The sequence below is a fragment of the Zhongshania borealis genome, assembly GCF_039539625.1.
In the GTDB taxonomy this organism is placed as follows: Bacteria; Pseudomonadota; Gammaproteobacteria; order Pseudomonadales; family Spongiibacteraceae; genus Spongiibacter; species Spongiibacter borealis.
The window spans coordinates 234779-248083 of sequence record NZ_BAABDM010000002.1; the positions used below are offsets into that span (position 1 = coordinate 234779).

General features: G+C 53.2%; 11 protein-coding genes. 5 read left to right on the top strand and 6 right to left on the bottom strand.

Annotated elements, in window-relative coordinates; translation table 11 throughout:
• Nucleotides 1–22 precede the first annotated feature (22 nt).
• Nucleotides 23–922 (bottom strand): Dyp-type peroxidase, encoded by a 900-nt coding sequence (locus tag ABD836_RS07370; protein ID WP_344934067.1) that lies wholly within the window; start codon nucleotides 920–922, stop codon nucleotides 23–25.
• A gap of 134 nt (nucleotides 923–1056) precedes the next feature.
• Here ABD836_RS07370 and gshA point away from each other — a divergent pair, with 134 nt between their 5' ends.
• The 5 genes from gshA (at nucleotide 1057) to ABD836_RS07395 (ending at nucleotide 4844) form a co-directional block, all read left to right on the top strand.
• A complete protein-coding gene (gshA, locus tag ABD836_RS07375; RefSeq protein WP_344934069.1) occupies nucleotides 1057–2625 on the top strand; it encodes a glutamate--cysteine ligase in 1569 nt (522 codons plus the stop codon).
• Nucleotides 2622–3236: an acyl carrier protein phosphodiesterase gene (locus ABD836_RS07380; protein ID WP_344934071.1), complete on the top strand. Its 615-nt coding sequence runs from the start codon at nucleotides 2622–2624 to the stop codon at nucleotides 3234–3236. The genes gshA and ABD836_RS07380 overlap by 4 nt, the downstream gene beginning before the upstream one ends.
• Before the next feature lie 74 nt (nucleotides 3237–3310).
• Complete coding sequence (locus ABD836_RS07385) at nucleotides 3311–3805, top strand: disulfide bond formation protein B (RefSeq protein WP_344934074.1); 495 nt, start codon at nucleotides 3311–3313, stop codon at nucleotides 3803–3805.
• Entirely contained in the window at nucleotides 3805–4152 is a 348-nt protein-coding gene (locus tag ABD836_RS07390) for a CidA/LrgA family protein (protein WP_344934076.1), read from the top strand. The genes ABD836_RS07385 and ABD836_RS07390 overlap by 1 nt, the downstream gene beginning before the upstream one ends.
• Nucleotides 4149–4844 carry an LrgB family protein gene (locus ABD836_RS07395; RefSeq protein WP_344934078.1) on the top strand — a complete coding sequence of 232 codons (696 nt, stop codon included), beginning with the start codon at nucleotides 4149–4151 and terminating at the stop codon, nucleotides 4842–4844. Before ABD836_RS07390 ends, ABD836_RS07395 begins: the two co-directional genes overlap by 4 nt.
• A gap of 18 nt (nucleotides 4845–4862) precedes the next feature.
• Here ABD836_RS07395 and ABD836_RS07400 read toward each other — a convergent pair whose 3' ends face one another.
• The 5 genes from ABD836_RS07400 to ABD836_RS07420 form a co-directional block, all read right to left on the bottom strand.
• Nucleotides 4863–5453, bottom strand: a complete 591-nt coding sequence (locus ABD836_RS07400; RefSeq protein ID WP_344934082.1) for a hypothetical protein — start codon at nucleotides 5451–5453, stop codon at nucleotides 4863–4865.
• Nucleotides 5454–5527: 74 nt separating this feature from the next.
• Nucleotides 5528–8899, bottom strand: coding sequence for a UvrD-helicase domain-containing protein (locus ABD836_RS07405; protein WP_344934084.1), 3372 nt, complete (start codon nucleotides 8897–8899; stop codon nucleotides 5528–5530).
• On the bottom strand, nucleotides 8896–11574 hold the full coding sequence (locus ABD836_RS07410; protein WP_344934087.1) for a PD-(D/E)XK nuclease family protein: 2679 nt from the start codon (nucleotides 11572–11574) through the stop codon (nucleotides 8896–8898). The genes ABD836_RS07405 and ABD836_RS07410 overlap by 4 nt, the downstream gene beginning before the upstream one ends.
• Before the next feature lie 193 nt (nucleotides 11575–11767).
• Nucleotides 11768–12022: a DUF2164 domain-containing protein gene (locus ABD836_RS07415; protein WP_344934089.1), complete on the bottom strand. Its 255-nt coding sequence runs from the start codon at nucleotides 12020–12022 to the stop codon at nucleotides 11768–11770.
• Between the two features lie 25 nt (nucleotides 12023–12047).
• On the bottom strand, nucleotides 12048–13304 hold the full coding sequence (locus tag ABD836_RS07420; RefSeq protein ID WP_344934092.1) for a BaiN/RdsA family NAD(P)/FAD-dependent oxidoreductase: 1257 nt from the start codon (nucleotides 13302–13304) through the stop codon (nucleotides 12048–12050).
• Between the last annotated feature and the right edge of the window lies 1 nt (nucleotide 13305).

Here is a 13305-nt window from a genome sequence, read left to right on the forward strand (position 1 = left end):
TAGAGTAGGAGACTTCAAATGATTAGAGGCTAGCTAATACAGAAAGTTCAGCGGCGGAGGGAGCAAACCAATAACTTCCGCTGACTGGGGTCGAAAAATCCGTTAGGTGATCGTGTACTCCGTCACCTGAAACACCAAACATACTAGCCAGAATATGATCAAATCGCTGCATATCGCAGCTAAATGCTAGGAAATACAAGCCATGTTCCAGCACCCCGCCATAGGGGACACTGCGCCGATATAGTTTTTGCGCCTCGCCATTTATTTTCACATCACTGCGACTAACATGGGAATTTTCTGGCATCCGCGCATCATCAAGCTCAATGCTGTCCGGCTTGGTACGACCAATAACGTCCTCTTGCTCGCGTTGACTAAGGGCGTGAAAACTTGCGAGGTTATGCACCCACTGCTGGCTCATTACATAGCTGCCACCCGCGCCAGCTTCGCCCTCAGGGATCAATGCAACCACCTGCTGGCCCCGGCCTTTGGGGTTTTCGGTGCCGTCGATAAACCCCGACAGATCCCGGAAATCCTTGTACACGAAGCCTATTTTCTCAAGGTTCAGCGTCGCCACCGCCGCCAAAGCAGCACTCAGTTCCATGGCGGCATCAAAATTCGCGCTGTGATTATCGCCGTGCAGCCACACTAAAATACTTTGCTGGGTGGCCGGCGCGACTAGGTGCCCCTCGCCAATGGCAGTGAACGATTTAAGCCCGTGAGGCACTGCATCTGGGGTAAGCCGCTGCCAGCAATCTGCACCAAAAGCCCAGACATTGTTAACATCGGCACTCAGTGGTAGCGCGATAGCACTGGCCAATGTCGCACGCAGTTGGGCGTCGCTTAGCCCCTCTATAAGTTGATACTCCAAGAAGAAGTGCGAGGCGCTGCCTTCTACAAAAATTCCCGCTTGTGGTTCCACCATGTCGGTCTCCTATTTCATTTGCAATTCAATCAGTATCTTATAAACATGACAATCACGTCATCTACAATGCTTGTTAGTAGCTTGGCGCGGATTTACACTGAGCGGCCTTTTTATGCTCCGCAGAGGATGCCATTTTGGCCGCATCGTTAGAACAAAGACTGGCTTTTTTTGCAGCAGAACCCAAACAACATCTACTGCGCCAAATTATGCGCGGCATTGAGAAAGAAAGCCTGCGCGCCGACCCCGACGGCATGCTCGCGCAAACAGATCACCCCGCCGCGTTCGGTTCGGCACTTTGCCACCCGTCGATAACCACCGATTTTTCTGAAGCCCTACTTGAGTTTATCACCCCAGTAAGCGCCTCAATTGATGAAACCCTTGACGAACTCGACGCCATTCACCGCTTTGCCAACAGTGAACTCAACGACGAGATCATTTGGAATGCGAGTATGCCTTGCCGGTTAGGCAAAGGCGACGACGATATCCCCGTGGCTCGCTTCGGCAGCAGCAACACCGCCACCATGAAAACCCGCTACCGTTTGGGGCTGGGTCACCGCTACGGCCGCAAAATGCAAACCATTGCGGGCATTCACTATAATTTTTCTCTGCCGAAATCACTGTGGGCAGAACTGCACGCCGCCGATGGTAGTGAACTACTGCTAGAAACCTATATCACCAATAGTTATTTCGGCCTGATTCGCAATTTCCGTCGTTACGCGTGGTTATTGGTGTATCTGTTTGGTGCCGCCCCGGCGGTTTCCCGCTGTTTTTTAAACGGCCGCCCCCACCAATTACAAGCCTGCGGCGATTACACCCTCTATGGCCCACACGCCACATCGCTACGCATGGGCGATTTGGGCTACCAAAGTGACGCCCAAAAAAATCTGAATATCTGCTACAACCACCTCGACTTCTATGTCGAAACACTGCGCCGGGGTATCACTACCTCACACCCTGACTACGAAAAATTCCCTCACGACCAGCAGCTGTCGAGCGGCCTGCTGCAAATAGAGAACGAATTTTACAGCCCAATTCGGCCAAAACGCGTCACCCAAAGCGGCGAAATTCCAATTGGCGCCCTGCGCCGTGCCGGCGTCGAATACATTGAAGTACGGTGCCTAGATGTGAATCCTATGTTGCCGCTGGGCATCAATGCAGAGCAAATTCGTTTTATCGACGCCTTCTTACTGTTTTGCTTATACCAAGACAGCCCACCATGTGACGACGACAATAACGCCGAAATCAGCGCCAATTTATTGGATGTGGTCAACCGCGGCCGGGAGCCAGGCCTACAGCTAAATCAAAATGGCCAACCTCGCGCGCTGCAAGCGTGGGCCGAAGAGCTTATCGGCGGCATTGGCAAAATCGCCGCGCAATTAGATACTGCCCACAGCAGCAGCGATTACCGCGAGAGCTGCGCCCAACAGTTGGCTAAAGTTCACAATTCAGCGCTTACGCCCTCTGCGAAAATTGTGGCCGAACTCGAGAGTGGCGTGGAATCCTACTACCACTACGCCATGGCGCAATCCCAGATTCACGCCAAAGGTTTCCGCGATCGCGGCCTGCGCTCGGCTGAGGCGGCCCGCTTTAAGCGCATGCAGGAGCAATCATTGACCGCGCAGGCCAAACTGGAGGCGGAACAAGCAGGCGAAAATTTTGAGGATTACCTAGCGCGTTTCTACGAGCAATACCAAGCGCTGTGAATTACCTCGCCCACTTTTTACTGGCCCAAGAAGTATCTGAGCACTGCAACTTAGACACGCACGGACTACTAGTGGGCGGATTGCTCGGAGACTTTGTTAAAGGCCCGCTACGTGGCGATTACCCCAGCACCTGGGAAACCGGCATTCGCCTGCACCGGCGCATTGACGCCCTGACCGACAGCCATCCACTGGTTGGCCACTGCTTAGAATCACTACCAAGCGGCTACCGACGTTTTGGCGGCATTATGCTCGACGTGTGTTTTGATCATTGCCTAAGTGTGAATTGGCAAGATTTTTACTCTCAGGAATTAAGTAGTTTCACCGCACAAAGTTACCAACGCCTATTAGCGAGCAGCGATGATTACCCCAATGCCGCCAAACGTCAGATTCGATTTCTGGCCGAGTACGATGTTCTAAGTAAAATGGACAACTGGCATAATATTGAAGCCATGTTGGGTCGCATTGGCCAAAGGGTTAAGCGCGATAATCCACTCAATCATTGCGGCCCAGAATTGGCATGCTTACTGCCTTTAATTAACCAGCAGTTCACGGCCTTATACCCGCAACTCGTCGCACAATTATGCGATGAATTCGCGTTAACGCCGCACTAAACCACCCGGCTAAGGTCGGACTTGTCAGCTTTCAGATAATCCCCTACTGTATGGCGCTCACGGAGAGACCCACTATGCCACTCACATCCCGTTGGATTTATGCGTTTATTGTATCTTGCTGCTCCGCACTGCTGGGCTATGCCCTGTACACGCAATACTTTGATGGGCTTCATCCCTGCCCACTGTGTATTACTCAGCGCGCCTTTTTTGTCTTAACTGCCCTGGTCGCGCTCACCGCGCTGATCGTTCACCCCCAGCAAAAAGGCCGTTATTTTAGTGCTGGTTTAATGCTGTTATTTACCGGTTTCGGCGGCGCAGTAGCCTACCGACAGGTCTGGTTACAAGGCCTACCCGCTGATCAAGCTCCAGCCTGCGGCCCAAGCCTCGAGTATATGTTTGCTAATCTGCCTTTTAGCGAAGCCTTTAGTACCCTGATGATTGGCGACGGAAATTGCGCGGAAATTGTGTGGACACTGTTTGGTTTAAGTATGCCCAACTGGTCGCTATTCGCCTTTATCGGCTTGGGGCTGTGCGCCATTGTCAGCGCGCTGCCCATGGTTAAGCGCTAATGCTGGCAGGCTTTTTAACCCTGCTCGGCTGTCAACTGATAGGCGAGGTTTTACAGCGCGCCTTTAACCTACCTTTACCCGGCCCAGTTATCGGCATGCTGCTGTTATTTGCCGGCCTGTGCGTACGCGGCAATGTGCCCAAGGACTTGGAGGCCGGCAGCCAAAAACTGATTGAGTTACTGCCATTATTGTTAATGGCTCCCGCAGCAGGGGTGTTTTTTCTGGGCGCCGGTTTTGCCGACCAATGGCCGGGCTTTATTGCCGCAGTTACCCTTGGCACGGTCAGTACCTTGGTATTTTGCGGCCTGCTAATCCGTTTTTTAGAACGCCGGAATAGCCGCTCATGACCGATATCGTCCACGGCCCACTGTTTGCAATCACCCTCACATTACTGGCCTATCAGGCCGCCATGATGCTCTACCGCAGTAGCGGGCGCGCCGCGATTTTGCATCCCACTATTAGCGGCGCCACTCTGATTGCCCTTGCGCTATTGGCCTTTGGCCAGGACTATCATGCCTACTACCGTAATGTTAACTGGCTAACCTTCCTCCTCGGCCCTGCCACTGTGGCTTTGGCAGTGCCCTTGTATCGGCAGTTGCACTTGCTGCGCAATATGGCCGGGCCTCTGCTCATAACGGTGACGGTCGGTGCTATTTTTGCGTCGGCGTCGGCGTTAATCCTGGCCTGGTTGTTTGGTGCCAATCAAAGCACCTTACTGTCCTTAACCACCAAGTCCATTACCACGCCGATCGCCATTACCGTGACCCAAGATATCGGCGGCATCACCACTATTGCAGTGGCATCGGTGATTTTGACCGGAGTCGTCGGGATCACCACAATAACGTGGTTATTTAATAAACTGGGTATTCAAGATGATCGCCTATGGGGCTTTTGTCTGGGCCTTGCTGCGCATGCCATTGGCACTTCGCGAGCCTTTGAACGCAGCCCCGTGGCCGGGGCGTTTTCGAGTTTAGCGCTGTGTTTAACCGGCGCGTTTACTGCTGTATTTGTCCCCTTTGCCGCACATTGGTTTTTATAATTAACGGCAGGCTAAACACTAATAACTAAACGTCAGCGGCTCTTTGCTTTCACTGTTTACCGAAACGGGGAGCCGGAAATCTGCCGGCATTTTTTTTACGGTATATAAGCGGTCTCGAGCGACATGCTTATAGCTAAAATAATCGTCGGTTAACGCCTGAATCTCGTAGGCATCGTAATGATCCGCATTGGTGGGGTCAGCCAGTTTCATTCCTTCCAAGGTAACCCAACCCCGGAAAATACGAAAATAGGTGCCGCCCGATATACCCCAAAATCCAACTTCAGACTGCGTGCGAACATCGCCATTCTTGGCAGTAGAACGAAAATCAGCGCGGTAGGTTCCGTCCGCCGAACGCTCGGTTAGCCACTCTTTGCGACCACCGTCGTTGGTTTTGCGAATGCCATACCACTTGCCTAGCAACATTGTGCGGCTATCGCCGCCAACGATTTTAGACGACTGCGTGGGCACATCCGCCAGGACGTCGTTGCTTTGCGCCTGCACATGACTTTCTAAGTTAGTAGGGACCGGTGTCGGCTGCTTGCTGGTTTTAAACTGACTGCAACCCGCCAGCAACACCGACAGAACACCGAAATAAAGCGCTTGTTTCATGTAAAAAATCATTCCTAAATACTAGCCAATCGGCCGTTTAGTGTTCATATTATTTCGTATAGCCGACTTCGGGCTTAGCTAAGCGCTTGAATTTCCTCTAATTCCAGCAAACGCTGATGGGCGGGGAAATACAGCGCCGTCACGATCGCGCATTCTACCCCAGTTGCTCGTAAAGCTTGTGCATAAATCTGCATTTTTGCGGTATATCGTTCCGCTTGCGCCGCTAAAAACACATCGACACTGCCGCGCGTGCTGGCGGTTTTGTAATCGACAATCCAGCAGCGTCCCTCATCAATAAATACGCGGTCTAAAATGAGAGTTTGCCAATGCCCAGCCAACATACGACGAATAGTCTGCTCGCTATCTTGCCATTGATAACTGCCGAGTATCCACTGCCCCTTAGCACAGTTGAGCGTGTTATCGAGTAGACTCAGCACACGCTCAACACTGTCTTCTAACGCAGGTTCTGGATGGCAGTGATGGCGCAAACGCTGAGTGACGCCCTGACGTAAACGCCGTTGATCTGCCGTCCATTGCGTGCTGTCGCCACCGCGACCCAGTCGCTCCATCAGTTCATGAAATACAATGCCTACTGCGCGGTCTTCGATATTGTCTTCCAGCACCGCATTCTCAGTTTGGCGCTGGGCGCGCTGCAATGGCGAAACCACGGGTTCAGGCGGCTGCCACGCGGGGTTGAGCCCAAGGTGATAATCCCGTAAACGCGGCGCCAGCGGCACCCGCATGGGTGCGACCGCGTCATCTTGCTCAATAATCTCTGCCGTTTCAAAGGCGTCGCCGACGCTGTCCCACAGCCTTGCCAACACACTGCCTGATTTAGCGGCAACATCGCCTTTACTATTTATTTGGCAAACACCAAATAAATGTAACTCACGCTTCGCCCTCGTCAGCGCCACGTAGATCAGCCGGTCCATTTCCTCGTCGAGGGCGCGGCGCTGACTCTCGCTCATATAGTTGTACAGCTGGTCTGCCGCTTTATCACCATTATTACGCTGAGGCTTCGGCGCAAAAATCATATGACCCCGCAGCCGCTGCCACGCTAAAAGGTCGCGGTCGGCATTACGGCCCGCCGAACCCAAGCCCGGCAAGATTACTACGTCAAACTCCAGACCTTTGGATTTGTGAACCGTCATTAATTCGATCGTGCTACTGGGCGGCGCAGCGAACAAACGTTCTAAAGCGCGCTCTAAGCCCTGAATATCTTCCAGTAAACCGGCTGGCGCGTAGTCGTCTAAAAGTCGCAAAACTCGATCAATATCACTTTGCTGATGGGTTTCAATACACGCCGGACCGCCCAGTAGATGCCAAGCACTGCGCAGGGCCCAGCGCAGATCACGGCTTTCTGGGCAGCTCTCCAACCATTGCAATGTGCTGCGCAAGCGGCTCACAGCATGCTCGCCATCATCGCTGAGTTGTGTGCTTAAGGCCTCGTCCATAATAGCGTCGCGCAGCAACATTGGGCTTTCTCGCAAGCGCAACAAATCGTCCCAGCTCAGACCAACAAAGGGCGCCCGTAACACACTCGCCCAAGCCACGTCGTCAGCCTCATGCCAGAGCGCCCGCAGCAGAGCCATAAAATCCATGACCGCTGGGGTCGTGCCAAGGCTATCAATGTCTTGTCCGGAAAAGCCCAAACCCGCCGCCTTAAGCGCCGGAATAATATGTTTTAAATGACTCCGGCTGCGAATCAGAATTGCCACTGATGACGTCCTGCCCACCTCCGCATCACTTGCCTGTAATTCCAGTAAGTAATCAGTAATCTGCTTGGCCTCGGCCAAGGCTGCACCCGCTTTGCCATCAACCCCCTTCGCCAATACTTGCGGATGAATTTTCACCACACCGGCATTGCTGCGCTGGGGCAACGCCGCTTCGTAGTGACGGCCACGGTCAGTAAACAAAACCTTAAACGCGTCGTTTACCCAGTTAACCAAATCTGGCGAAGAGCGGAAATTGGCCTTGAGCTGCAGCGGCACAAGGGTTTTACCAGCAAAGCTACCGCGCTGCATAAGTTCGTCAAATAAGCTCACCAAACTGCCGCGGAATGCATAGATCGATTGCTGTAAATCGCCACAGAAAAACAAACTGCGGCCGTCATTGTCTTCCCAACCCTGACACAGGGCCTCGAGCAATTCGATTTGACTAACCGAAGTATCTTGCATCTCGTCCACCAATATATGGCGCACGCGATCTTCCACTAATAGCGCATCGCCGACCGCCTCACCGTGCTCAATCGCGCCTTCGCTGCTCAGGGCAATAATTGCACGCTGAGCAATCTCGCCAAAATCGACGCCGCCTTTGCGCTCAAAACTGAGCCGCAGATGGGCGAGTAAGTAGGCGAGGGCGAGACGGAAATGGCCAACCAATTCTCGGCTGCTATCGGGGAAATACGGTGGCGGCAAATTGGCGATGCAGGCGAGGTGTTCTGATACCTGCGCAAACTGATCTGTGTCTTCGAGGTTTTTCAACCAGGCCTTGGCCTCGCTGGTGCCGGGCTGACCGGCTTTGAGTCCGGCGTAATTTAAAGAGCGCGGCTTATACAACTCACCCTTGCCGCTGAGCATGGTGCTCGCCAAAGTTTGAATCAGCGCAAAATCCGCCAAGCCCAAATTTTCAGCTAAGCGCAGATCCGCCGCCCACGAATGGGCTTCATTACTACCGGAAGACTCGACAAAGCCGCGAATTAATTGATCGATGTTTAAAGTCTGCAATGCCTCCCAGGCCGGTTCAAACTGGCTGGCGACCTCTTCAGCCAGCGCCTGCTCCATTTCATCGATATCGCCACTTAGCACGTCTTTTAACCACTGATCGCGCTTAGACAAAAGTGCCGCTAATAAGGGCAGCAAGGTCTCGATGCGATTGCTGCCGTAGGCCAATAAACTCTGCAGGGCGTCAGCCAGCGCTGGTGGGCAATTTGCGGCATCCATTTGCCGAAATAGGCTGAGTATCGCCTCACGGTAGAGCGAATCGGCATCGCTAACGGGCGCAGCGGCGCCCAAGCCTGACAACAAGGGCAGGCGGCGCACTAGGCTGCCGCAAAAGCTGTCAAAGGTGGTTATCCGCAGGCGAGCACTATTTTCTAGCAAGGACCAGTGCTGGGCAGCGTCATGGACCAAGACCTGATTCACCGCGTCGCGAATATCTTCTTCAAAGCCTGAGCTGGGTGGTTCAGTATTTTCGCCGCCCAGGGCTTTAGCACCCGCTTGCAAGGCATGAACAACCCGCTCTTTAATTTCACCTGCCGCTTTATTGGTAAAGGTGATGGCGACCACTTTTTCTGGCTGATCAACGGTGAGCAGGCAGCGCAAGTAGCGCAGCAGCAAAACACCGGTTTTACCGGAACCGGCGGGGGCGCGCACCAATACCGAGTGGCTGGGGTCAACGGCACGCTCGCGCTGATCTTGATCTGGCGGACGTGGAAAATTGCTCATTCGGCATCCTCCTGCTCGACGGTGTCCCGCAGCAAGGGCAGTAAAAACTGACTAAAACTGCGACCGTAATTCTGGCTGTAATCGTGATGAATATTGCCCGCCAAAATACCTTCCGCCATACCTTGCAGTGCGGTTGACCAAGCATCGAGCTCGGCCTGCCATTTATCTGGGCTATCAACGTCATTGTCTTTATCCGGCCGTTTAGCAATCACGCTATTAGCCCAATTGCTACGCATGTGAATCGCTAAGTCCTCTGGGCTTTTAAGCTGGGCGAGCATAACGCCGTCGATATGCAGTGAGTCCTTAACTTCATCTCCCGACTGCACCAAAGCATAGATCGGCAACTGAGGTTCAGTCAGGCTATCGACATTAAGTGAGCGGCCATTAATGCTGCCGGTTTTATAGTCGATCACCAGATGCTTTCCGCCAACATTGTCAATGCGATCCATGCGCAGCCTTAAGGGAATACCCGCCAATTTGGTTTCGATTAATTGCTCAACCGCGATCACTTCAAAGTCTTGCAGACGCTGTTTTTCTTTTTCTTCTAGCCAGCTGCATACCAGACGAATCACCCGCTCTTTTTCAATATTTAATAAGGATTCGCCAAAGCGGGCGACGCTAAACTCCGGCCCCTGCAACGCCTGCTCGCAGCAACTGCGCACGGCGGCCTCTAGCTGCACGTTATTTAGGGCATCGAGAGCCGCCTTGTTTTTTAGCCGCTCCCAAACATGCTGCATGGTGTCGTGAACCAAAATGCCCTGTATCCGATGATCAAGACCTTCGGCTGGCTGCGGGAATTCCCGCAGATTTAAACGGTACTTTAAAAATGCGAAGAACGGACTGCTGGCGTACTCCTTAAACAAACCCGTACCACCGCGAATACTGTCGCGCTGCGCTGAGTCTACCGCGCGAACCTCATCGCTAGTGGGCGTCGTCACCTGACCACTGGTTTGGTAGCGATTGCCAATATCCCGCTGCTCGTCGTCTTGCCAACGCGGCAACAGTGAACAAGGACCTTGGGGACTACCGACCTCGCTTTCACGGCAATGGCTAATGTGCACCTCCGGCGCCGACGCCAAAAGGCTACTTAAAAGCATGCGGTCACGCTGTAAACACAGGCCGGGATCGCTACCCTCTAGCCCGGCTTGCTGCTGCAATTCCAAAGGTAAAAACGGCGATGGTTCAACTCGGCGCGGCAAGGCACCGTCATCAAGACCCATAATCCACGCTGCGTCAAAGCGCAGGCCAAGGGCATCGTCGTATTGCATAATTCGCACAGGGCAAGCCCAGTCACGACTTACCGAGAAGCGTTTGGTACTGAGAATATGTTGCAGCCAAGACAAGGCGCTGTCATGGCTCACCGGCCCCAGCTGCCGATCGAGGGCGCGAAAGACATCCATGGCCTGACTAAAACCACGGCGGCATTGTTCAACCACGGGGTCGTTATCGTCAGCATTCGGCCAGCCCGCAGAGAGTAATAATTGATCAAAAAACCGCACCCACTCCGAGGGCAATTGCGCCCCCGGCATGGTCTTGAGCATGCTAGCTAAATCGTGAAGAAAATCACTGACCGCAGGCTCCTCTTCCTCCATTTTCTTTGCCAAGGCCAGCGCACTTTTAAGGGTGGCTTCAGGGCCAAGACGATCACGCCAACGCAGATCCAAGCGCGCTCGAACACTGCGCGCCTCCGGCCAACCACGCACAAAACGCGAGCGTAATACCCGACTAAATTGCTCTAGCGGCATAGCCTTAGCCGCAAGCGAGATTAGATCCCAAGCCGATTTAATTAAGGGGTACGACAATAGCGTTTCGCTGCCATCAAAAAGCCAAGGCTCCCTAGGCTGAGTATCCGCGGTGGGGAACAATCCGCTTGGGTAGAGCTGACGCTGCAACACCGCCTGCAAAACCGCCTGGTATTGATTCATATCCGGCACCAACACCGCGAGCAGTTTATTGGCGTGTTCACCCTCGGCGCTTAGGTAATCGCCCAGCCATGCCGTAAGTGCTTCACACTCTTGAGTCAACTGCGCTGCCGATTGAAAATGCGGCGTGCCGTTAAAACCCTCAATAGTCAGCTGTTTAATGGCCAGCACTTGCGCACATTGCTCAATAAAATGCCGTGGTGCTGGGCTAAGGCTCAATTCGGTGCTCAGTATTAACTGATCGGGCAACTCTAAACTGCCCTCAGCAAGCATAGGCAATAAAGCCGCCGGCAATTGCTGGGCACTCAGCGCCTGCTGCTCATCAAGCTTTTCCTGTAACGCTTGCTGCCACTGATGAAAGGCTTGGTATTCTTGCGAGAATAAATAATATTCCCGGTCGCTACTCAGACGGTACTGGGCGTGCAGCTGAAAGGCATCTACAAACTGGCGAGCAATCGCCATGCTATTTAGACAGTTTTCGGGAAAGTAACTACTGGACTCAATAATGTCCCTGGCCAAGGCCAGTAATTGAATAGGGCGCAGCACTTGTTTAGCGGGAAAGCTGGCGTCCCATAACTCGGCAAACCACTGATCCAGCGGCATGACGGTAATGGTTTCGATAAAGGCTTGGTCATGACTGCCACGCAGCTGCGCGATGTGCTCACGACACTGACGGGCGCTGGCATCGCTGGGCATCAGCACTACACTGCGGCCGGTAAAGGTCAGTAATTCCGCTAGCTTGAGCTGTTCCAAATGCGCGTCCTTTTCTATTTAGCTGGCATTAGCCTAGCCACGCATAATAACGCAACCGTATTCACATTGTCGTTCCTAGCAACACGGTAAAATTTAAACCGGACAGCAAGTAGGAAAGCCATTGATAATGCTATTTGACGAAGATCCTTGCAGAGAAATTACAGCGCGGCGCCATCAATTTTAGAGTTATCAGCTAACGCACAAAATTAGTTGGCTTCTCTATTTCATACAAGTCGTCTGAAATAGTAGCTAACTTTTCCTCGAGTACGGCCTTGGCATCGTTGAGCCCGCGATTATAAAAATAGGCGCCGACTTCTTCTGCAAAAAAATCGATAAGAAATTCAGCCTCAAATTTGCCAATATCCTGATCTAATTCAGCGACAAAATAGCGCTGTATCTTATCAATTATCAGGGATTTTTCTTCGGCGGAAAACTCAATCATCGCCATGGTCCGTATCTCCGTGTTAAATCATTTAAGCGTGTTTGGCAGGCTGGGTAGACGCTAATCGTTTCACTGCGGCGGCACCCGCCCAGTGACCGCTGGCAAAACAGGCGGTTAACAAATAGCCGCCGGTGGGGGCCTCCCAATCGAGCATTTCACCAACACAATAGGTGCCCGGCAGTTTTCTTAGCATAAAGTCCTCGTCGAGCTCGCTAAAGCAAAGGCCACCTGCGGTGCTAATGGCTTCGTCTAAGTTGCGGGTGCTGCACAAGGTTTGCGGCAAGGCTTTAATCAAAGCCGGTATCGCGTTTATATCTGCCATTTGCGCTTTACTGGTTAGCGTTTTTAATAAGGCCAGTTTGGCACCAGACAAACCGCACTGCTTGCGCAGCACATTGGCGAGGGAATCTTTAGGACGGCGCTTGGCAATTGCCTGCTGCAATTTTTCTAGGCTGCGGTCTGGGTCAAGATCCCAAAATACCGTGCATTGACCGTGCGCCGCGATGCCATCACGAATGGCCGCCGACACACCGTAGACTGGCCCTCCCTCAATACCATAGGCAGACACAAGCGCATCGCCTTGTTGTCGCCAAAGTTTGCCACTTGTATCGGTCACACTGATGGCAATCGTTTTTAGGGGCGCTCCAGCATATTCAGCGATAAACTCTGGTCGCCAAGGATATTCGAAACCACAATTACTGGGCCGCCACGGGGCGCACTGTATGCCGCGCTGTTCAAACAGTCCCAGCCAATTGCCAGTAGAGCCGAGTGCCGACCAACTGCCGCCGCCTAGGGCGAATACCGTAATATCCGGATTAACCTCTAGCTTGTGCTCAGGACCTTGAATCACAAGTTCCCCTTCCGCATTCCAGCCCTGCCAGTGGTGGCGATGGTGAATACGCACGCCACTAGCACGCAGCCGCTGCAACCAGCGCCGCAGTAACGGCGCAGCTTTTTTTTCAACAGGAAACACGCGACCGGAGCTACCGACGAAGGTTTCAACGCCTAAATCTGCCGCCCAATTGCGCAGGGAATTAGCGTCAAAAGCATCGAGGCAGGGCCGTAAGTCGCTAGCGCGATCGCCGAACCGAGCGACAAAATCTGGCCACGCTTCGTTGTGGGTGAGGTTAAGCCCACCAATACCGGCACGTAAGAATTTGCGCCCCACCGTTGGCATGCTGTCGTAGACTGCCACGGCATAGCCCGCTGCGCTCAGTTGCTCCGCGGCCATTAAGCCCGCGGGGCCACCGCCAATAACAGTTGCGCTAAGGTGGGTAGAGTGGGGCATA